Below are 21,047 nucleotides of genomic sequence, written 5' to 3' on the forward strand. Positions count from 1 at the left end.
GGCTGCGCCCGCCCGCCCGCGCCGAGGTCGCCGAGCCGCACGCCGCCCCGCACGTCCAGCGGCCGAGCTGGGAGCACGCCCCGTCCGACCGGGCGCTCGCCGCGGTCGTGCGCGGCCTGCAGCTGCACGCCGACGAGCGGGCCGTCGTGTACGGGAACGCGTCGTTCCCGTGGCCGCGGGTGGAGTGGGTGGCGTACTGGGCGGCCGAGCGCCCGGCCGGTTCCGGCCACCGGCCCTGCACGCAGTGGATCTTCCAGGCGGGTCGGTTCCCGTTCCGCGGCGGCCCGCGCGTCGAGGTGGTGATCGAGCCGGACGCGCTGCCGGGCCGCGACGGCGAGCCCGAGCAGGTCTGGGGCCGGCTGATCCAGCTGTGCCAGGAGCACTGCGAGCGGCGGCTGGTCGCCGAGCTGGCCGGCCGGGTCCGGGCCGGCGACTCGGTGGACGTGGCGCAGGGCCTGACCGTCCACCCGGGCGGGGTGCGCGGCAACCGGGTGTCGCTGAGCTGGTCGTCGATCTCCGGCGCGGTCGTCGACCGGGGCCGGGTCTGGATCCAGCAGGCCGCCGGCGGCTCCCCGATCCTCTACGTCCCGCAGCAGAACCCGAACGCGGTGCTGATCCCCGCGCTGCTGGCGCACCTCAAGCGGTAGCGACCGGCGCGCCTGCGCGCAGCGGGACCCCTCAGAGCAGCACCTCTCACAGCAGCGACCAGGCGATGCCGTCCAGGATGTCGTGCTCGCTGACGACGACGGCGCCGAAGCCGTACTCGCGCATGATCCGGTCGAGGATCAGCGCGCCCGCGCCGATCACGTCGACGCGCCCCGGGTGCATGACGCCGAACCCGGCGCGCTCGGCCCGGGTGGCGTGCAGCAGCCGGCGCGTCACCTCGTGCACCTGGGTGGCGGTGATGCGCGACAGGTGGATCCGGGCCGCGTCGTACTCCGGCAGGTCGAGCGCGATCCCGGCGACCGTGGTGACGGACCCGGCGAGGCCGACGAGCGTGCGCGCCTCGTCCACCGGGACGCGCTCGCGGACGGCGGCGAGCGCGGCGTCGATGTCGGCGGCGGCGTTGGAGATCTGCTCGGGCGAGGGCGGGTCGTCCTTCAGGTGCCGCTCGGTCATCCGCACGCAGCCGATGTCGATCGAGCGGGACGCGTCGGCCGACGAGCTGCCGAGCACGAACTCGGTGGACCCGCCGCCGATGTCGACGACCAGGTAGGGGCGGGCGGGGCGCAGTTCGGCCAGCTCGCGGGTGGCGCCGAGGAAGGACAGCTCGGCCTCCTCGTCCCCGCTGATCACCTCGGGGACGACGCCGAAGATGTCGACGACGCCGCTGACGAAGTCGGCCCGGTTCGCCGCGTCGCGGGTGGCGCTGGTCGCGACCACCCGGGTCTTGATCGGGCCGTGCCCGGCGCGGTTGCCGTGCCGGTCGATCAGCTCGGCGTAGCCGCGCATCGCGGTGAACGTCCGCTCCAGCGCGGCGGGCGAGAGCCGGCCGGTCTCGTCGACGCCCTCGCCGAGCCGGACGATCTCCATCCGGCGCTCGACGTCGGTGAGCCGCCCGCCGTCCTCGCCCGGCACGATGTCGGCGATGAGCAGCCGGACGGAGTTCGTCCCGCAGTCGATGGCCGCGACCCGTGTCACGCGTCCTCCCCCGGTTCGGTCCCGTCACCCGGCGCGGCCGCCGGCACGTCGACGCAGGGCCCGGACCGCCACCAGTCGGGCAGCGCGTCAAGGGCCTCCCGGCCGAACGGGTTCACCCCGGGCACCGCGAGCTCGTGCGCGACCAGGGCGTGCAGGCACTTGACGCGGTCGGGCATGCCGCCCGCGCTCTGCATGCCGGCGGGCAGCGGTTCGACGCCCTCCTCGCGGGTGGCCTCGTCCCTGCGGCGCAGGTAGTCCTCGTGGGCGGCGGCGTAGGCGTCCTTGAGGGACGGGTCGTCCGCGAGCCTGGCCTGCATGTCCCGCATGATGCCGCTGCCCTCCAGGGTGCCGATGGCCGAGGCGGCCTTCGGGCAGGTCAGGTAGAACAGCGTGGGAAAGGGCGTCCCGTCGGGCAGCCGGGGCGCGGTCTCGATCACCGCGGGCCGCCCGCACGGGCAGCGCGCCGCCACCGCGCGCACGCCGCGCGGCTCGCGTCCGAGCTGGGCCGCGACGGCGGCCGTGTCACCTGCTTCGATCATCTGTCCCCACCCGCGAAATCAGCGCGGCCGGTCGGCGGCCTCCACCGAACGCCACAGCGTCTCGTACCAGGGCGGCTTGCGCGCCGGTCCGCCCCGCTGCGCCTGCCGGCCCTCCGCACCGCTGCCGTCTAGCACGATGTAGCACTTTACGTCAGGACGGCAGTAATGGAGCCTTCGCGTGGCCTCACGCTCAATGTACGACTTATCACCTAGTTGTTGCTTGCGCAGGGCGAGCTGCTCCACCTGCCGGCGCGCCACCGCCTCCTGCTGGCGCAGGTCGGCGATCTCCTTGCGCTGGGCGATGTACTCCCGGACGGGGTAGGCGAGGCTCAGCGCGATCGCGCACATCACGACCGCGAGGATGGCGGCGCGGCTGGTCAGCGCCGGATTGCCGCGGCGCCCGCCGGCACGGTCGCCGGTGTCGCCGTCCGCGGCGCCGTCCCCGGCCGCGCGGCCGCCCTTGCGGCCGGTCCGGTCGTCATCGTCCGCCATCGTGTCCCCTGCCTCCGGCTCGGCCGCCCGGGGCCCGGCGGGACGCGGTCGCGCCCGCCGGGGCCCGGGCCTCGGCTCAACCCCGCGCGTCGAAGCGCGGGAACGCGGCGGCGCCGGCGTAGCGCGCGGCGTCGTCCAGCAGCTCCTCGATGCGCAGCAGCTGGTTGTACTTGGCGACGCGGTCGCTGCGGGCCGGGGCGCCGGTCTTGATCTGGCCGCAGTTGGTCGCGACGGCGAGGTCGGCGATCGTGGTGTCCTCGGTCTCGCCGGACCGGTGGCTCATCATGCACTTGTAGCCGCTGGTCTGCGCGAGCGAGACGGCGTCGAGGGTCTCGCTGAGCGTGCCGATCTGGTTGACCTTGACCAGCAGGGCGTTGGCGGCGCCGGACTTGATGCCGCGGCCGAGCCGCTCGGGGTTGGTGACGAACAGGTCGTCGCCGACGAGCTGGACGCGGTCGCCGACGGCGGCGGTGAGGCCCTCCCAGCCGGCCCAGTCCTCCTCGTCGAGCGGGTCCTCGATGGAGACGAGCGGGTAGCCGCTCAGCAGCTCGCCGTAGTAGGCCGCCATGTCGTCGGCGGACCGCTTGGTGCCCTCGAAGGCGTACTGGCCGTCGGCGTGGAACTCGCTGGCGGCGACGTCGAGCGCGAGCGCGATGTCGCGGCCGGGGGTGAAGCCGGCCTTGCGGATCGCCTCCAGGATGAGGTCGAGCGCGTCCCGGTTGCTCGGCAGGTCGGGGGCGAACCCGCCCTCGTCGCCGAGGCCGGTGTTCAGGCCCTTGGACTTCAGCACCGACTTCAGCGCGTGGTAGGTCTCGGCGCCCCAGCGCAGCGCCTCGGCGAAGGTGGCCGCGCCGATCGGCGCGATCATGAACTCCTGGACGTCGACGTTGGTGTCGGCGTGCGCGCCGCCGTTCAGGATGTTCATCATCGGGACGGGCAGCAGGTGCGCGTTCGGGCCGCCCACGTAGCGGAACAGCGGCAGGCCGGCCGAGTCGGCGGCGGCCTTGGCGACGGCGAGGCTGACCCCGAGGATCGCGTTGGCGCCGAGCGCGGACTTGGCGGGGGTGCCGTCCAGGTCGACCAGGAGCTGGTCGATCAGCCGCTGGTCGGACGCCGGGTAGCCGACGAGCTTCTCGTCGATGGTCTCGTTGACGGCCTTGACCGCGTTGCGGACGCCCTTGCCGCCGTAGCGCTCCCCGCCGTCGCGCAGCTCCACGGCCTCGAACTGGCCGGTGGAGGCGCCGCTCGGCACGGCGGCGTGCGCCTCGGTCCCATCGGCGAGCAGGACCTCGACCTCGACGGTCGGATTGCCGCGGGAGTCCAGGATCTCCCGGGCGAGTACGGCCTCGATCGACGACACGGGGAACCCCCTGAGGAAAAAGCGGATGGTCGGTGCGGTCACCGAGCCTATCCGCGCGGCCCCCGCGCCGACCAACGGGCTCGCCGTTCGCATAGAGGACAGCCGTGACGAAACCGTTCCTGAACGGGGGCTTGACGCGGGACTTGCCCGGACTATCTACTATTCAGGTCTATCCGACTTGATTGATAGGGAAACAAGGCAATGCTTCGAGGACTCACCGGGCGCATCACCACGGCGGCACTGGCCGCCCTGGTCACGGCGGGCGCGCTCGGCGCCTGCGGCGACGGCGGGGGGACCGGCGACGGCGGCGGGTCCGAGGCTCCGCTCAGGCTCGGGTACTTCCCGAACATCACGCACGCCACCGCCCTCGTCGGCGTCGAGAAGGGCATCTTCGCCAAGCACCTCGGCACCGCGCCGAAGACGGCGACGTTCAACGCCGGCCCCGCCGCCGTGGAGGCGCTGTTCTCCGGCGCGATCGACGCGACGTTCGTGGGGCCCAACCCGTCCATCAACGCCTGGTCGAAGTCGCACGGCAAAGCCGTCCACATCATCTCCGGGGCGGCGTCGGGCGGCGTCTCCCTCGTGGTCAAGCCGGGCATCAAGGGCGTCCAGGACCTGCGCGGCAAGCGCATCGCGACCCCGCAGCTCGGCAACACCCAGGACGTCGCGCTCCGCTACTGGCTCAAGCAGAACGGCCTCACCGCGAACAAGGACGGCAGCGGTGACGTGAAGGTCGTCCCGCAGGAGAACGCGCAGACGCTCCAGACGTTCGCGCAGGGCGACATCGACGGCGCCTGGGTGCCCGAGCCGTACGCGTCCCGGCTGCTCCTGGAGAGCAAGGGCGAGCGGCTGCTGGACGAGAAGTCGCTGTGGCCGGGCGGCAAGTTCGTCATCACCAACCTCCTCGTCAGCCAGGAGTACGCGAAGAAGAACCCGGAGCAGGTCAAGAAGCTGCTCCAGGGCGTCGTCGAGGCGACCGACTACATCAACCAGAACAAGGCGGACGCGGAGAAGGTCACCAACGACGCGCTCACGAAGCTGAGCGGCAAGCCGCTCAAGCCGGACGTGCTGGCCGCGGCGTTCAAGGAGATCGACTTCACCGTCGACCCGGTCGCGTCCTCGCTCACCGCCGGCGCCCGGCACGCCGAGGAGATCGGGCTGCTGGAGAAGACCGACCTCGCCGGCATCTACGACCTCGCGCCGCTCAACGAGGTGCTCAAGGCGGGCGGGAAGCCGCAGGTGGGCGACCGATGAGCGGGACGGCGGCGGTCCGCCTCGACGGCGTCTCCAAGGCGTTCGGCGGCGGCCGGTCGGCGCTGCTCGCGCTCGACCGGGTCTCCCTGGACGTGGCGCCGGGCGAGTTCACCTGCCTGCTCGGCGCGTCCGGCTGCGGGAAGAGCACGCTGCTCAACCTGGTCGCGGACCTGGAGGAGCCGAGCGGCGGGACGATCGACACCGCGGGCGCCCGCGTGGCCCTGATGTTCCAGGAGCCCGCGCTGTTCCCCTGGCTGACCGTGACGGGCAACCTCGAACTCGCGCTCAAGATGCGCGGCGTGCCCCGCGCGGAGCGGCGCGGGCGGGCGGCGGAGCTGCTCGACTCGGTGCACCTCGGCGGCTTCGCGAAGAAGCGCCCGCACCAGCTGTCCGGCGGCATGCGGCAGCGCGTCGCGCTCGCCCGCGCGCTGTCGCTCACCGAGGGCGCGGGCGGCGGGGACGGCGAGGCCGCGGACGGGCGGCGGACCGTCCTGCTGATGGACGAGCCGTTCGGCGCGCTCGACGCCATGACCCGCGACCTCCTGCACGACGAGGTCGAGCGGATCTGGCGCGAGCGGAACCTGACCGTGCTGTTCGTGACCCACAACGTGCGGGAGGCGGTGCGGCTCGGCGACCGGGTCGTGCTGCTCAGCAGCCGGCCCGGCCGGGTGGTGGAGGAGTTCCCCGTCCCGATGGGCCGGCCCCGGCGGATCGACTCGCCGGAGGTCGCCGCGCTGGCGGCCGCCATCACCGACCGGCTGCGCGAGGAGGTCGTCCGGCATGGCGCATGAGGTGCTGAAGAAGGGCGGCCCGGGGGACGGCGGGCCGGCGTCCCGCCGCGAGCGGGAGCTGGCCGGGCTCGACGCCCTGGAGCTCGGCGGCGGGACGCGGGTCAGGCTCGCCCGGCGGGCCTGGTCGGCGGCGTGGCCGATGGCCGCGGCCGTGCTCATCGCGCTCGCCGCCTGGCAGGCGGTGGTGTGGAGCGGCTGGAAGGACCCGTGGGTCCTGCCCGGCCCGCGCGACACGCTCCCGGTGTTCTGGGACCAGGTGACGAGCGGCCGGTTCTGGGAGGCGGTCGCGCTGACGATGCGCCGCGCCCTGGTCGGGTTCGCGCTCGCCGTCGCCGCCGGGGTGCTGACCGGCGTGCTGGTGGCGCGGTTCCGGGTGCTGCGGCGCGCGTTCGGGTCGCTGATCACGGGCCTGCAGACGATGCCGTCGATCGCGTGGTTCCCGCTCGCCATCCTGCTGTTCCGGCTGAGCGAGAGCGCGATCCTGTTCGTGGTGATCCTGGGCGCGGCGCCGTCGATCGCCAACGGGCTGATCGCGGGCGTCGACTACACCCCGCCGATCCTGCTGCGCGCGGGCCGGGTGATGGGGCTGCGCGGCGTCCTGCTGTACCGGCACCTGATCATGCCGGCGTCGCTGCCGGCGTTCGTGGCCGGGCTGAAGCAGGGCTGGGCGTTCGCCTGGCGCAGCCTGATGGCGGGCGAGCTGCTGGTCATCATCGGCGACACGACGTCGCTCGGCGTGCTGCTGTCGCAGGCCAGGGAGCTGAACAACACCGCCGACATGATCTCCTACATGCTGGTGATCCTGATCATCGGGATCGTGATCGACCAGCTGTTCGGGATCGCGGACGGCGCCGTCAGGCGGCGCTGGGGCGTGGACGCGGCATGACCGGGTTTTACCCGTCCGCCGCGGTGGCGTTTGCCCCGTTCCGGCAAGAAATCCCGGGTACCAGCAGGAACGTACCCGGGAGGTCGCCATACGCTTCCGGCTTCCCCGGCCGTCCGCGGGACTGAGCCACTGGATCTGGCGGGCCGTCCTGCGGCGTCCGGAGATCCGGATCCGGGTGACGCTGGCGGCCGCGCTGGTCGCGCTGGTGCTGTCGGGGGTGCTGTGCGCGGTGCTGCTGACGCTGCTCAGGCAGCAGGCGCGCGCGGACACGATCCACGACCTGGCCCGCGACGGGCGCCGGGTGGCGACCGCGCTCAACATCGGCACGCTGCACCGCCCGATCCTGGCGCCCGGCGGCGAGCTGCTGCAGGTCACCGACCTGCGGCACCGGGTGGTCGCGGCGTCGCCCCGGATGGCCGGCCGGGCGCCGGTGCGGCTGCCGCCCCTCCCGCCGAACGACGACCGCCGCGACGCCCGCAGGTGCGGGCTCGACGCGCCCGGCGGGCACTGCTTCCTCATCGTCGAGTACCAGGTCGGGGTCGGGCCGTCGGCGAAGCTCGTCTACTCGCTGGCCCCCGAGCCGGGGCTGTTCCCGCAGCCGCTGGCGGCGGCGCTGCTCGGGCTCAGCGTCCCGGTCATCACCTGCCTCGTCGGCTACGCGACGTGGCTGTCGGCGAACCGGACGCTGCGGCCGGTCGACGCGATCCGCCGGGAGCTGGACGAGATCACCGCCACCGACCTGGAGCGCCGGGTGCCGGTGCCGGCCCGCCGCGACGAGGTGGGGCTGCTCGCCGAGAGCGTCAACGCGACCCTCGACCGGCTGGAGCAGGCGGTCGCCCGGCAGCGGGGGTTCGTCTCCGACGTGTCGCACGAGCTGCGCAGCCCCCTCACCGCGCTGCGGATGGAGGTCGAGCTGGCGCTGACGGCGCCGGAGGACGCCGACGTGCCGGAGACGCTGCGGGCCGTCCTGGAGAACACCGAGCGGCTGTCGGCGGTGGTGGACGACCTGCTGGCGCTGGCGCGGCTGGAGGCCGACCGCAACTTCCCGCGCGAGGCGGTGGACCTGACGGAACTGGCGGACGAGGAGGTCCTGCGCCGCCCGCGGCGGACGCAGGTGACCGTCCTGTCGGAGGGCTCGGTGACGGTGGAGGGGGGGCGCAGCGAGCTGGCGCGGCTGCTGACGAACCTGCTGGACAACGCCGACCGGCACGCGGCGTCGGAGGTGACGATGATCCTGCGCGCGGAGCTGCCCGCGACCGCCGTCGTCGAGGTGATCGACGACGGTCCGGGCGTCCCGCCGGAGGACCGCGAGCGGGTGTTCGAGCGGTTCACCCGGCTGGCCGAGGGCCGGCACCGCGACGCGGGCGGCACCGGCCTCGGCCTCGCGATCTCCCGGGACATCGCGGTCGCGCACCAGGGGTCGCTGATCCTCACCGACCGCCTGGACGGCCGCAGCGGCGCCCGGTTCGTCCTGCGCCTCCCCCGCCGGTGACCCGGCGGGGGCGCACCGCCTCGGCGGCGGTGTCAGGCGAGGTCGGCGGCGGTGACGGAGACCTCGACGCCGGGCGCGGGCTCGACGCCCATCGCGCGGGCGAGCTTGCGGAACCTGCCCGCGTCGGCCGCGCGGCCGCGCCGCTCCAGCGTGCGGGCGAGCGCCTCGTGGGCCCAGCCGTTGCAGGGGTCGAGGTCCACGAGCCGGCGGAAGACGGACTCGGCGCGGCCGAGCTGCGCGCTGTGGAAGTAGGCGCGGCCGAGCAGCTCGACGGCGGCGCGGTTGCCGGGATCGCCCTCGACGATCGGGGCGAGCAGGCGCGCGGCGCCGGCGTAGTCCTTGGCGTCGAAGAACAGCGTGGCGCGCTCGAACTCCTCGTAGACGGTCATCCCGGCCTCCCCTCGGTTGCGTGATACAACCCCGCTAACCGGGAGCACCCCGCGTTTGTTCCCGCGGGTCCACGGCCGGGCTCACAAGGGCTCACAGGGGCTCATGGCCGGGTCGCGGCCGGGCTCAGCGGAGGCCGAGCGAGTCGCGGAGGCGTTCGCGCTCGTTCTCCAGCAGCTCGATCTGCCCCTCCAGCTCCTCCCGCTGGGCGAGGTACTGCCCGGAGTCGACGAAGTCGCCGGCGTCGGCGGGCGGCGCCGGCAGGTCGGCGCGGAGCCGGGCGAGCGACTCCTCGACCTGGCCGAGCCGTTCGCGCAGCTCCTCCTCGGACTGGTTCATCTGGTCCTCCCGTCGTCGGGCCGCCCGCGCGGGCGGCCCCTGCATGCACCTCTGCATGCCCGCCTCCCGCCGGTATGCACGCCGTCCCGCCGTGAGACGCTGATCACGGCCGGGCGCGGTCCCCGGTCAGATGCGGATCACGGTCTTGCCGCGGGCGCCGCCGGCCCGGTTGGCGGCCAGCGCGTCGGCGGCCTCGGCGAACGGCGCCTCCCGCTCGATCCGGACGCGCAGCTCCCCCGCGTCGATGAGGTCGGACAGCCGGTCCAGCAGCTCCGCCGACGGCGCGACCTCGAAGTTGATGCCGCGCAGCTCCCGCGCCGCCATCGCGTCCGGGTTCACCGCCCAGACGGTGCTCAGGTAGGTGCCGCCGGGACGCAGCAGCTGCGCGAGGTGCTCGACCGCGGTCGTGTCGCTCGCCATGTCGAGGATCGCGTCGACCCCGCCCGAGTGGACGGCCAGCACCTGCCCGTTGAGGTCGCCCTTGGAGTGGTCGACGGTCTCGTCCGCGCCGAGGCGCCGGATCGTGCCCGCCATGTCGTCGCGGGCGGTCGCTATCACCTTGGCGCCCGCGCGGGCGGCGAGCTGCACCGCGCTCTGCCCGGTGCCGCCGGTCGCGCCCACGACCAGCACGGTCTGCCCGGCGTCGACGCGCGCCCGGTCCACCATGGCGAGCGCGCTCATGCTCGCGATCGGCACCGCCGCCGCCTGCGTGTAGATCATGCCCTCCGGCATCTTCGCGACCGGCCCGTCGTCGCGGGCGATCGCGTACTCGGCGTAGCTGCCGAGGCCGCGCTCGGGCGCGCCGAAGATCCCGTAGACCTGCTCGCCGTGCCGCAGCCGGGTCACGCCGTCGCCGACCGCGTCCACCACGCCCGCACCGTCCTGGCCGAGGATCAGCGGGAACGACGCGTCGACGGAGTCCTTGAGCAGCCCGTCGGCGATCTTCCAGTCCATCGGATTGAGCCCGGCCGCGATCAGCTTCACCAGGATCTCGCCCGGCCCCGGCTCGGGGCGCGGCAGATTCATCGGCGCCGGCGTGGCACCGTACTCGGACACGGCGATGGCTCGCATGACGATCGTCCCCCCGATCGGATCCCGCGGGGGCCCGGACGCCCCCGCCCGAGCTCTACCCGATCATCGCGACGATCACACGGACCCGCAGGTCGGAAGGGTCGCAGGCGGGCGTCGCCGGGGTCAGGGCGACGGCGGCCGGGCCGGGTCGCCCGGCAGCGGCGGGATCGTCGCCGGCGGGCGCGGCGGCAGCGGGCCGTCCGGCCCCTCCGGGTCTCCGGGCTGCTCGGGCCGGTCCGGGCCGCGGCTGGCGCGCAGCGTGACGGTCGTGCCGGGCTCGGCCGGGCCGGGGGCGGGCGACATCTCGGCCACCGTCCCCTTCGGGTACTGGTCGGACGCCACCTGCGCGCCGATGTTGGTCGTGAAGCCCGCCGCGCGGAGCTTGGCGACGGCGTCCTTCAGCTTCATCCCGCGCACGTCCGGCACCTTCACCCGGTCCTCGCCGGACCCCTTGCTGAAGTAGTGCGACGGCGGCCGGTGGAACGACGACGGCGCGGTGTCGCGCAGCGCCCCGCTCATGCTCTGCTGCCAGATCGGCGCGGGGATCGTCGCGCCGAACACGGCGCCGTAGCACCGCCCGTCCATGCAGAGGTTCCCCATCGGGTGCCGGTAGCCGCCGCGCGGGTCGCCGACCCAGACGGCCGACGCGAGGTCCGGGGTGTACCCGGCGAACCAGGCGGCGGAGAAGTCGTCGACGGTGCCGGTCTTGCCGGCGGCGGGCCGGCCGAGGCCCATGCCCCGCGCCGTGCCCTTGGTGAGGACGCCCTGCAGCACGTAGTTGACGGCGTCGGCGACGTCCTCGTCCAGCACCTGCTCGCAGTCGCGCGGCGGCACCTTCAGCCGGTGCCCCGCCGCGTCCTTGACGGACTTGATGGCGATCGGCTTGCAGTACTCGCCGCGCGCGCCGAACGCGGCGTAGGCGGCGGCGAGCCGCAGCGGGGAGACGGGGTTGAAGCCGAGCGTGAAGGCCGGGTACTGCTCCAGCGGCTTGCCGTTCGCCTGCTTCATCCCGAGCCGCTCGGCCATCCGGACGGTGTCGCAGAGCCCGACCTCCTTCTCCAGCGCGAGGAAGAAGGTGTTGACCGAGTGGTGCGTGCCGGTGACGAGGCTGAACTGCCTGCCGCCCTCGCCGTCGGCGGCGTTGCGCAGCGAGGCGTTCGGGTCGCCGACCCGGTCGCCGTCGCAGTTGCGGAAGCCGACCGGGGTGTAGGCGCGCGGCGCCATCAGCCGGGTGCCGAACGGCATGCCCTCGTCCAGCGCGGCGGCGAGCGTGAACGCCTTGAACGTCGACCCGGCCTGCATGCCGATGCTGGAGCCGTGGCTGGCGTCGGCGGCGAAGTTGATCCAGGTCTTGCCGCGCTCCTTGTCGGGGCCGAGGGCGCGGTCGACGACCATCGCCTTGATCTCGCCGGTGCCCGGCTCGACCATCGCCTCGGCGGCGGCCTTGTGCGCGGAGTTCTTCGGCGGGACGTGCCGGTCCACCGCGCGCTGCGCGGCCTTCTGCGCGCGCGGGTCCATGGTGGTGCGGATCGTGAGGCCGCCGCGCTTGAGCAGCTTCTCCCGGTCCTTGGCGGTCTTGCCGAACACCGGGTTGGTGAGGATCTCGCGCTGCACGTAGTCGCAGAAGAACGGCGCCCTGCTGGACACGCAGCCGCTGCGGATGTTGTCGATCTTCAGCCCGATGGGGCGGCGCTTGGCCTCGGCGGCCTTGGCGGCGTCGATCCAGCCGAGCGCGGCCATCCGGTCCAGGACGGTGTCGCGGCGCTTCCGGGCCTCGCCGGGATGCCGGGTCGGGTCGTAGGCGTAGGGGTAGCGGATGATCCCGGCGAGCAGGGCCGCCTCGGGGAGGTCCAGCTGGGACGCGTGCTTGGAGAAGTAGTGGCGGGACGCGGCCTCGATGCCGTACGCGCCGTCGCCGTAGTAGGCGATGTTGAGGTAGCGGCGCAGGATCTCGTCCTTGCTGAACTTCTCCTCCACCGCCACCGCGTACCGCAGTTCGCGGACCTTGCGGGCGGTGGTGACCTCCTTGGCCGCCTCCCGCTCCTCGTCGTTGTCGGCCTGGGTGAGCAGGAGGTTCTTCACGTACTGCTGGGTGATGCCGGAGCCGCCCTGCGTCACCTGCCCGCTGCTGAGGTTGCTGGCGAGCGCCCGCAGCGTGCCCTGCAGGTCGATGGCGCCGTGCTCGTAGAAGCGGCTGTCCTCGATGGCGAGCACCGCCGTCCGCGCGACCGGCGCGATCTTGTTGAGTGGGACGTCCACCCGGTTCTGGTAGAAGAACGTCGCGATCTTGGAGCCGTCGGCGGCGAGGATCGTGGACCGCTGCGGGACGCCGGACGTCGTCAGGTTCACCGGGTCGCTGTCGAACCAGCGTGCCGTGTCGCGGGCGCCGACGCCCGCCGTGCACGCGGTGGGCAGCAGCATCAGCGCGACGAGCACCCCGGCGAGGCCGCCGAGCGCGCCCAGCCCGCGCAGCGCGCGGAGCTTCTCGGCGCGGGTCGTGGACGCGGTGAGGATCCGGTGCGCGCGGCGGCGCGGCGGAGCCGGGAGACCGCTTCCCGCATCGCGATTCCCTGGATCACCATCCGCCCCGGTCGGCACGCGCCTAGAGTAAACGCGCCTTCGCGGACGGACCACCCCAATGCCGATGTTCCGCCATAATCCCGACGATCTCCGCCTGTGTGATCCGGGCTCCCCCCGTGGATCAGGCGTGCTGCCGCCGTCGCTCCCACGCTTGGACACGTTCGCGGAATACCCGGGAAACGGCGCGCAACTCCGCTTCGGGATCGGCTCCCCGCTCCACCGCCTCGCCGACGAGGGCGAAAAGCCGCGAACCCAGGTCATTCTCCCCGGCCGCGTCGTCCCCCGCCCCGGCAAGGCCGGCGGCGAGGTCGGCCGGCGCCTCCATGCGCGCCGCACGCCGCCGCAACTGCGCCGCCAGCGACAGCGCGGGCTGCCCCATCGGCACCCCGTCCAGCGCGGACGCCTCCGCGCCGCTCTTCGCCGCCCGCTCGGCCGCCTTGATCTGCTCCCAGTTCGCGTTGACCTCGTCGGCGCCGGAGACGGTCACGTCCCCGAACACGTGCGGATGGCGGCGGACCAGCTTCTCCACGATCGCGGCGGCGACGTCGTCGATGGTGAACGCCGTCTCGTCGTCGCGCTCGGCGGCCACCACCGAGTGGAACGCCACCTGCATCAGCACGTCGCCGAGCTCCTCGCGGAGCGCGCCGAAGTCGCCCGACTCGATCGTGTCGAGGACCTCGTACGCCTCCTCCAGCAGGTACGGGACGAGCGTGGTGTGCGTCTGCTTGCGGTCCCACGGGCATTCGCGGCGCAGCGTGTCCATGACCGAGACCAGGTCGAGCAGCCGCGCGCCGGGCAGGTCGTAGGAGCCGTGCAGCACCTCGACGTCCAGCGGGTCGTTGACGACGAGCGTCCCGACCTCGCGCATCAGGTCCTCGTCGCCCTCCGGGGCGGCGACCCACACGACGTCGGCGGCCCGCGCGTCCGCGACCAGCCGCGCCGCGTCGGGCTCCGCGACGGTCTCCACCGCGACCCCGGCGTCGCGCAGCGACGGCAGCAGCGGATGCCCGTCGCGCAGCCGGACGGCGCCCGCCGAGCGGAGCGCGTCCCACGCCCGCCAGGTCAGCAGCCCCGGCGCGACCCGGTGCGTGGTGGCCAGCAGTGTCAGCGCCATGCGCCTCAGATACCCGAGTCGGGGCTGGACAGCCGGTAGGTGATCGGGGCGATCTCGAACTTGCCCGGGTCGTAGGTGCCGTAGCGGGGGTTGACCTCGACGTGCATGCCGTTCGCGGTCTGCTGGAACAGCTCGTTCCACCGTCGGCCGGCCTGCTGCGTCGCCGGGCTCAGCTGGTTGCCCATGTCCGCGCCGAACCGCTGCATGACCGCCGCCTGCGTCGCCACGAGGCGCGCGAGGTCGCGGGTGTGCGCGCGGGGCAGCCCGCTCGCCAGCGTGATCGAGGCCGCGCCGCCGCGCCCGTCCAGCGCCTGGACCGCCGTGTCCACCTGGCCGTCGGTGACCTTCACCCCGGCCCGCTCGGCGACCTCGCCGGCGACCCGGAAGTTGATCAGCAGGGTGAGCGCGCCCTGCAGGTCGGACTCGGACTCGCCGGCGAGCTGCTGCCCCGGGTTCGCGGGGTTGGCGCGCAGCTCGTTGGCCGCCGGGTCCGCGCGGAACTGGGTGCGCCAGTCGCGGACGGTCTGGCTGAGCTCGGTGACGGTGATGCGGTCGTCGCCGACGAGGGCGGCGGTGCCGACCTTCGGGGAGCCGCCGCAGCCGGCCAGCGCGCCGGCCGCCAGCGCGACCGCCACCGCCGCCTTCACGGACTTACCAGGCACGGAATCCTCGTCTCGTCATGGGTCATCTGGTCGGGGCGGGCCCAGGCTACCGCTTGGCGGCGGTGGACGCCGGTTCCAGGAACAGCGCCTCGACCAGGTCGGTCGCCCACTTCAGCAGCTCCTGGTCGCGCAGCGGCCGGCCGCCGAGCGGCGCCGTCTTCGGCATCGGCACCAGCAGCGTGTCGGTCGCGGGCTTCAGGATGCTCTTCGGGTACAGCCGCTGGAGCCTGACCTGCCGGGAGTCGGGCAGGTCCACCGGCGTGAACTTCACGAAGTTGCCCTGGAGCGTGACGTCGCTCAGCCCCGCCCGGCGCGCCTTCGCCCGGAACCGCGCCACCTCCAGCAGGTTCAGCACCGGGACGGGCAGCGGGCCGAACCGGTCCTTCAGCTCGTCGTGCACGGCGCCGATCTCGTCGTCGGAGGTGATCGCGGCGATGCGGCGGTAGGCGTCCAGCCGGAGCCGCTCCCCCGGCACGTACTCGTGCGGCAGGTGCGCGTCGACGGGCAGCTCGACCTTCGTCTCGACGGCCTCGGCCGCGCGGGTGCCGCCCTCCTTCAGGTCCCGGACGGCCTCCCCGACCATCCGGACGTACAGGTCGAACCCGACCCCGGCCACGTGCCCGGACTGCTCCGCGCCGAGGATGTTGCCCGCGCCGCGGATCTCCAGGTCCTTCATCGCGACGTACATGCCCGCGCCGACCTCGGTGTGCTGCGCCAGCGTCGCGAGCCGCTCGTGCGCGGTCTCCGTCAGCGGCTGCTCCGGCTGGTACAGGAAGTAGGCGTACGCGCGCTCCCGGCCGCGCCCGACGCGCCCGCGCAGCTGGTGCAGCTGCGACAGCCCGTACATGTCGGCGCGGTCGACGATGAGGGTGTTGGCGTTCGGCACGTCCAGCCCGGACTCGACGATCGTGGTCGCGACGAGGACGTCGTAGTTCTTCTCCCAGAAGTCGACCATGACCTTCTCGAGCTCGTTCTCGTTCATCTGCCCGTGCGCGACCGCGACCCGCGCCTCCGGGACGAGCCGCGCCAGGTTCGCCGCGACCTTGTTGATCGACCGGACCCGGTTGTGCACGAAGAACACCTGGCCCTCGCGCAGCAGCTCGCGGCGGATCGCGGCGGCGATCTGCTTCTCCTCGTACGGGCCGACGAACGTCAGCACCGGGTGCCGCTCCTCCGGCGGGGTGAGGATCGTCGACATCTCCCGGATGCCGGTCAGCCCCATCTCCAGCGTGCGCGGGATCGGCGTCGCGGACATGGCGAGCACGTCCACCTGCGTGCGGAGCCGCTTCAGCTCCTCCTTGTGCTCGACGCCGAACCGCTGCTCCTCGTCGATGATGACGAGGCCGAGGTTCTTGAACCGGGTCTGCGACGACAGGATGCGGTGCGTGCCGACGACGACGTCCACGGTGCCGTCGGACAGGCCGCGCAGCGTCTCCTCGATCTCCTTGTCGGTCTGGAACCGGCTGATCGGCTTCACCACGACGGGGAACGCCGCGAACCGCTCGCTGAACGTCGACATGTGCTGCTGCACCAGCAGCGTCGTCGGGACGAGCACCGCGACCTGCCGGCCGTCCTGCACCGCCTTGAAGGCCGCCCGCACCGCGATCTCGGTCTTGCCGTAGCCGACGTCGCCGCAGATCAGCCGGTCCATCGGGACGGGCTTCTCCATGTCGCCCTTGACCTCGTCGATGGCGGCGAGCTGGTCGGGCGTCTCGTTGTAGGGGAACGCGTCCTCCAGCTCGCGCTGCCAGGGCGTGTCCGGCGCGAACGGGTGGCCGGGGCTCGCCATCCGCGCCGAGTACAGCCGGATCAGCTCCCCGGCGATCTGCTTGACCGCCTTGCGGGCGCGGGACTTGGCCTTCTGCCAGTCGGCGCCGCCGAGCCGGTGCAGGCTCGGCGCCTCGCCGCCGACGTAGCGGGTCAGCTCCTCCAGCTGGTCGGTCGGGACGAACAGCCGGTCGCCCTTGGCGTACTCCAGGATGAGGTACTCGCGGGTGGCGCCCTGCACCGTCCGGCTGACCATCTCCACGTACCGGCCGACGCCGTGCTGCTCGTGCACGACGTAGTCGCCTGGCTTGAGCTGCAGCGGGTCGATGCCGCCGCGCCGCCGCGACGGCATGCGCCGCGCGTCCTTGGTGGACGACTTCTGCCCGGACAGGTCGGTCTCGGTCAGCACCGCGAGCTTGACCGACTCCCAGACGAAGCCGTTCTCCAGCAGGCCCGTCGCCACGGTCACCACCGACGGCTCGGGCGGCGCCGCGAGGTCGGCGCGGCGCGCGCCGATGCCCTCCTCGCCGACGAGCTGGACGAGCCGCTCGGCGGGCCCGTGCCCGGCCGTGACCATCACGACGCGCCAGCCGCCGTCGATCCAGCCCTTCAGGTCGCCGACGACGCGGGACGTGTCGCCCCGGTACGCCTCGGCCGGCACCGCGCCCAGGCTCAGCGCGTCGCCCTCCGGGTTGAGCGCGGTCACGCTCCAGCGCGGCAGCCCCAGCTCGGTGCTGTGCTCGCGGACCTCCTCCAGCGAGCGGAACGCGGCCGCGCCGAGGTCGATCGGCGCCTCTCCCCCGGCGGCGGCGTTGACCCAGCTCGCCTCCAGGAACTCCTGGCTCGTGCGGACCAGCTCCACCGACCGGGTCCGGATCCGCTCCGGCTCGCACACCAGCAGCGCCGACCCGTCCGGCAGCAGGTCGGTGAGCAGCTCCATCCGCTCGGCGAGGACGGGCGAGAACGCCTCCATGCCCTCGACGGTGTCGCCGTCGGCGATCCGGCCGAGGATCTCCGCCAGCGCGGGATGCTCCTCGGCGAGCAGCTTCGCGCGCTCGCGCACCTGCTCGGTCAGCGGCAGCTCGCGGCACGGCGGCGCCCACAGCCCGCCCTGCGCGACCTCCAGCGACCGCTGGTCGGCGGCCTTGAAGTAGCGGATCTCCTCGACGGTGTCGCCCCAGAACTCCACCCGCAGCGGGTGCTCCTCGGTCGGCGGGAACACGTCCAGGATGCCGCCGCGCACCGCGATCTCGCCGCGCTTCTCCACCAGGTCGACGCGGTGGTACCCGGCCTCCACCAGGTTGCGGACGGCCTCGTCCATGTCGGCGTCGGCGCCGGAGACGAGCCGCACCGGCTCCAGGTCGGCGAGCCCGGCCACGATCGGCTGCAGGACGGCGCGGACCGGCGTCACGACGACGTCCAGCGCGCCGCCCTTCGCCGTCCCGTCCTGGGCCTCCTCCTCGGTGGGCGGGCCGCCGGCGTCCGGGTGGACGAGGCGGCGCAGCACCGCGAGCCGCTGCCCGACGGTGTCCGAGCGCGGCGACAGCTTCTCGTGCGGCAGCGTCTCCCACGCCGGGAAGTGCGCGACCCGCGCCGGGTCGATCAGGCTCGACAGCGCGGCGGTCAGGTCCTCGGCCTCGCGCCCGGTCGCGGTCACCGCGAGCACCGTGCCGCCACCGTTGCCGTTGCCGTCGCCGCCCTCGCGGAGCGCGCGGCTCAGCGCGGCGGCGAGGACCGGCCAGAGCGCGCCCGGCGCCACGACCTCCTGGTCGGCGCACGCCCGCCGCAGGGCCCGCTGCAGCCCGGAGTCGGTACACGCAAGGTCAACAAGTCCAGAAAGCGTCATCTTCGCCCGCACATTCGCCGAATAACCCCGAGGCAGGGCAGCCCGAAAAGCCGGAAATCCACGCGGACCCCGGTAACGCCTACCAGAGTACGCGACACCGCCGCGCCCAAGAATGCACAAATCGCGGACGGAGCGCAGTCAGGCGATTACGCTGCGGAACTGTGACCGATCTGCGTACGCCGCCGGTCAGCGACGGCGATCTCTTCTCAGAACGCGCCCGTCAGTACGCCCTAGAGAAGCCCCTGCAGCGGATCCACGTCCTGGAGGCGGGCTGCGGCTGGGGCACGGGCCTGGACCTCGGCGACCACGACCACCACGTCACCGGCGTCGACATGGAGTCCCCGGAGCTGCGCGCCTACACCTGCGAGCGGCCCGACCTCGACACCTGGTACCTCGGCGACCTGCGCACCGCGCCGATGCCGCCGCGCGCCTTCGACATCGTGCACGCCTCGTACCTGATCGAGCGCGTGCCGCACGCCGAGCTGGTGCTCGACCGGTTCGTCGCCGCGCTGAAGCCCGGCGGGCTGCTGCTGGTCCACCTGCGCGACCGCAACACCGCGTTCGCCTTCCTGGACCGCACGCTCCCCCGGTGGCTGCGCACCGGCCGCCGGGGCCGCCCGCGCCCGGTCCGGGCGCCGCGCGCGGGACGCGGCGTCCGCGGCGGGCGGGGCCCGCGCGGCGCGCACGCCCGCGTCCCCAGCCCGGGCGACGAGCGGGTCGCCGGGCCCGAGACGGGCGCCGGCGCGCGGGCGGAGGTCCGTGCCGAGCCGGTGCCGGAGGCGCGCGTGCCGGAGGCCCGTGCTCCGCAGACCCGCGCCCCGGAGACTCTCGCCCCGGAGACCCGTGCTCCCGAGGCCCGTGCTTCTGAGGCCCGTGTGCCGGAGGCGCGGTCCGCCGTGCGGCCGGTCCCGGTCGTCCGGACGAGCCCGCCGCCCGCGGTGTACGGCAAGGTCGCGTCCCGCGCGGGCATGCGCTGGTACTGCGTGATGCGCGGGCTGGTGATCTCCGAGGAGTACACGTCCCGGCAGGCCATCGACGCACTCGGCGCGGGGACCGGCGTCGCCGAGGTGCTGTGCCGGCTGGTGTCCGCGCTCACCCGGGGCCGCCTCACCGCCGACCACAGCGAGATCACCCTGGTCATCCGCAAGCCCGAGAACCGGTTCGCGCGGGTCATCTGACCGGGCCGCCGGGCGGGGCGGGTGTGCGCGGGCCGGGGCCGGCGCAGTATTTTTCCTGCGGAAACTCCCACTGACACGGACGAGCCCGGCTCCCCGCCGCCGGGCGGGATCGGAGATCGCGGTGACCGCCGAAGCCGGCCTTCCCGACACGCTGCGCGACCTGCCCGCCTGCACCCCCGACCCGGTGGAGCTGGCCGACCTGGAACTGCTCCTCGCCGGGGCGTACCGCCCGCTGACCGGCTTCCTCGGCTCCTTCGACACCGCGATGGTGATCGCCGGCGGCCGGCTGTCGGACGGCACCCCGTGGCCGGTCCCGGTCACGCTGACCGTCCCGAAGGAGCTGACCGGGCAGGAGCGGGTCGTCCTGCAGGACCCCGAGGGCGTGCCGCTCGCCGTGCTGACGGTCGCCGAGGCGTGGCAGGACCCGACCACCCAGGCGTGGCGGCTCGCCGGTCCGCTGGAGGGCCTGCGCGCCCCCGCGCACGGCCCGTTCCACGGGCTGCGCCGCCGCCCCGACGAGCTCGACCCCGTCGAGGGCCCGCTGCTCGCCGTGGCGACGCGCGAGCCGCTGCACCGCAAGCAGCTCGGCCAGCTCCGCCAGGTCGCCGAGAGGCTCGGCGCGCAGGTGCTCGTGCTGCCGCTGCTCGGCGGCGAGCACGACGAGTCCCTCGTCCGCGCGCTGCTGGGCGTCCGCAAGGAGCTGCCGGACGGGGCCCGGATCGTCCCGGTGCCGCTGCCCGCGCGCGGCACCGGCGCCGAGCAGGAGGAGCGCGACGTCCGGCTGCGCGCGCACGTCGCCGCCGCGTACGGCGCCACCCACCTGCTCGCCGAGGCCGACCTGGACGGCACCGCGATCCCGCTGGTCGTCCCCGAGCCGTGGGCCTACGACGCCGACGTGGAGGTGTGGCGGCCGGTCGCGCGCATCGAGCCCGACCACGTCCAGGCCGAGCTGACGCGGGAGCGGCTGCACGAGCTGCTGGACGCGGGCGAGCCCGTGCCCGACTGGTTCACCCCGCCGGCCGTCGCCGCCGAGCTGGCGCTGGCCCGCCCGCCGAAGCGCTCGCGCGGGATCACGGTGTTCTTCACCGGGCTGTCGGGCTCCGGCAAGTCCACGATCGCGCGCGGCCTGTCGGACGCGCTGATCGAGCGCGGCGGCCGGACCGTCACCCTGCTGGACGGCGACGTCGTGCGGCGGATGCTGTCGGCCGGCCTGACGTTCTCCCGCGCCGACCGCGACCTCAACATCCGCCGGATCGGGTTCGTCGCCGCCGAGATCACCCGGCACGGCGGCACCGCGATCTGCGCGCCGATCGCCCCGTACGCGGCGACGCGCGCCGAGGTCCGCCGGATGGTGTCCGCGGTGGGCGACTTCATCCTGGTGCACGTCGCGACGCCGCTGGAGGAGTGCGAGCGCCGCGACCGCAAGGGCCTGTACGCCAAGGCCCGCGCGGGGCAGATCCCGGAGTTCACCGGCATCTCCGACCCCTACGAGGAGCCGGACGACGCCGACCTGACCCTCGACACCTCGCGGATGGCGCCGGACGAGGCGGTCGCGCAGGTGGTGGACCTGCTGGTGGCCGGGGGCTGGGTTCGTCCCGCATAGCGGGCCTTTGCCTCACCTATCCCATTAGTCCCGTTTGCCCCTTGC

18 protein-coding genes are annotated in these 21,047 nt (G+C 73.9%); 7 read left to right on the forward strand and 11 right to left on the reverse strand.

Features of this window, described 5'->3' with window-relative positions; genetic code table 11:
* Window positions 1-647: hypothetical protein (locus ETD96_RS44385; RefSeq protein WP_171068842.1), on the forward strand; the 647-nt coding region annotated here is incomplete at its 5' end.
* Window positions 648-693: 46 nt separating this feature from the next.
* On the opposite strand, the gene ETD96_RS03735 is transcribed toward ETD96_RS44385, so the two are convergent.
* The 4 genes from ETD96_RS03735 to eno form a co-directional block, all read right to left on the reverse strand.
* Complete coding sequence (locus ETD96_RS03735; RefSeq protein ID WP_138634056.1) at window positions 694-1,641, reverse strand: Ppx/GppA phosphatase family protein; 948 nt, start codon at window positions 1,639-1,641, stop codon at window positions 694-696.
* Complete coding sequence (locus tag ETD96_RS03740) at window positions 1,638-2,180, reverse strand: DUF501 domain-containing protein (RefSeq protein WP_138634059.1); 543 nt, start codon at window positions 2,178-2,180, stop codon at window positions 1,638-1,640. Before ETD96_RS03740 ends, ETD96_RS03735 begins: the two co-directional genes overlap by 4 nt.
* Window positions 2,181-2,198: 18 nt before the next feature.
* On the reverse strand, window positions 2,199-2,672 hold the full coding sequence (locus tag ETD96_RS03745; protein WP_138634062.1) for an FtsB family cell division protein: 474 nt from the start codon (window positions 2,670-2,672) through the stop codon (window positions 2,199-2,201).
* A 76-nt stretch (window positions 2,673-2,748) separates the two neighbouring features.
* On the reverse strand, window positions 2,749-4,032 hold the full coding sequence (gene eno, locus ETD96_RS03750; RefSeq protein ID WP_138634065.1) for a phosphopyruvate hydratase: 1,284 nt from the start codon (window positions 4,030-4,032) through the stop codon (window positions 2,749-2,751).
* 201 nt (window positions 4,033-4,233) lie between these two features.
* Here eno and ETD96_RS03755 point away from each other — a divergent pair, with 201 nt between their 5' ends.
* The 4 genes from ETD96_RS03755 to ETD96_RS03770 all read left to right on the forward strand — a co-directional run bounded on the left by ETD96_RS03755 (window position 4,234) and on the right by ETD96_RS03770 (window position 8,455).
* A complete protein-coding gene (locus tag ETD96_RS03755) occupies window positions 4,234-5,286 on the forward strand; it encodes an ABC transporter substrate-binding protein (protein WP_138634068.1) in 1,053 nt (350 codons plus the stop codon).
* Window positions 5,283-6,077 (forward strand): ABC transporter ATP-binding protein, encoded by a 795-nt coding sequence (locus ETD96_RS03760; protein ID WP_138634071.1) that lies wholly within the window; start codon window positions 5,283-5,285, stop codon window positions 6,075-6,077. The genes ETD96_RS03755 and ETD96_RS03760 overlap by 4 nt, the downstream gene beginning before the upstream one ends.
* Complete coding sequence (locus ETD96_RS03765; protein ID WP_138634074.1) at window positions 6,067-6,963, forward strand: ABC transporter permease; 897 nt, start codon at window positions 6,067-6,069, stop codon at window positions 6,961-6,963. Before ETD96_RS03760 ends, ETD96_RS03765 begins: the two co-directional genes overlap by 11 nt.
* 175 nt (window positions 6,964-7,138) lie before the next feature.
* Window positions 7,139-8,455 (forward strand): sensor histidine kinase, encoded by a 1,317-nt coding sequence (locus ETD96_RS03770; RefSeq protein WP_240807175.1) that lies wholly within the window; start codon window positions 7,139-7,141, stop codon window positions 8,453-8,455.
* A 32-nt stretch (window positions 8,456-8,487) separates the two neighbouring features.
* Here the strand turns inward: ETD96_RS03770 and ETD96_RS03775 are convergent, their stop codons facing one another.
* The 7 genes from ETD96_RS03775 to mfd all read right to left on the reverse strand — a co-directional run bounded on the left by ETD96_RS03775 (window position 8,488) and on the right by mfd (window position 18,221).
* Window positions 8,488-8,844 (reverse strand): tetratricopeptide repeat protein, encoded by a 357-nt coding sequence (locus ETD96_RS03775; protein ID WP_138634080.1) that lies wholly within the window; start codon window positions 8,842-8,844, stop codon window positions 8,488-8,490.
* 124 nt (window positions 8,845-8,968) lie between these two features.
* The gene (locus ETD96_RS03780) at window positions 8,969-9,181 is read right to left on the reverse strand and encodes a hypothetical protein (protein ID WP_138634083.1); all 213 of its coding nucleotides are present in this window, start codon (window positions 9,179-9,181) and stop codon (window positions 8,969-8,971) included.
* A gap of 126 nt (window positions 9,182-9,307) precedes the next feature.
* On the reverse strand, window positions 9,308-10,252 hold the full coding sequence (locus ETD96_RS03785; protein WP_138634086.1) for an NADP-dependent oxidoreductase: 945 nt from the start codon (window positions 10,250-10,252) through the stop codon (window positions 9,308-9,310).
* 123 nt (window positions 10,253-10,375) lie between these two features.
* A complete protein-coding gene (locus ETD96_RS03790) occupies window positions 10,376-12,850 on the reverse strand; it encodes a penicillin-binding protein (protein ID WP_171068843.1) in 2,475 nt (824 codons plus the stop codon).
* A 103-nt stretch (window positions 12,851-12,953) separates the two neighbouring features.
* Complete coding sequence (locus ETD96_RS03795; protein WP_138634089.1) at window positions 12,954-13,946, reverse strand: nucleoside triphosphate pyrophosphohydrolase; 993 nt, start codon at window positions 13,944-13,946, stop codon at window positions 12,954-12,956.
* A 5-nt stretch (window positions 13,947-13,951) separates the two neighbouring features.
* Entirely contained in the window at window positions 13,952-14,608 is a 657-nt protein-coding gene (locus ETD96_RS03800) for a SurA N-terminal domain-containing protein (protein ID WP_138634093.1), read from the reverse strand.
* Window positions 14,609-14,654: 46 nt separating this feature from the next.
* The gene (mfd, locus tag ETD96_RS03805) at window positions 14,655-18,221 is read right to left on the reverse strand and encodes a transcription-repair coupling factor (RefSeq protein ID WP_138634096.1); all 3,567 of its coding nucleotides are present in this window, start codon (window positions 18,219-18,221) and stop codon (window positions 14,655-14,657) included.
* 161 nt (window positions 18,222-18,382) lie between these two features.
* On the opposite strand from mfd, the gene ETD96_RS46405 reads away from it, so the two are divergent.
* Both ETD96_RS46405 and cysC read left to right on the forward strand, forming a co-directional pair.
* A complete protein-coding gene (locus ETD96_RS46405) occupies window positions 18,383-19,399 on the forward strand; it encodes a class I SAM-dependent methyltransferase (protein ID WP_240807176.1) in 1,017 nt (338 codons plus the stop codon).
* A 121-nt stretch (window positions 19,400-19,520) separates the two neighbouring features.
* Entirely contained in the window at window positions 19,521-21,002 is a 1,482-nt protein-coding gene (gene cysC, locus ETD96_RS03815) for an adenylyl-sulfate kinase (protein WP_138634099.1), read from the forward strand.
* The last annotated feature ends 45 nt before the right edge of the window (window positions 21,003-21,047 follow it).

It is taken from the genome of Actinomadura geliboluensis (genome assembly GCF_005889745.1).
Taxonomy (GTDB): Bacteria; Actinomycetota; Actinomycetes; order Streptosporangiales; family Streptosporangiaceae; genus Spirillospora; species Spirillospora geliboluensis.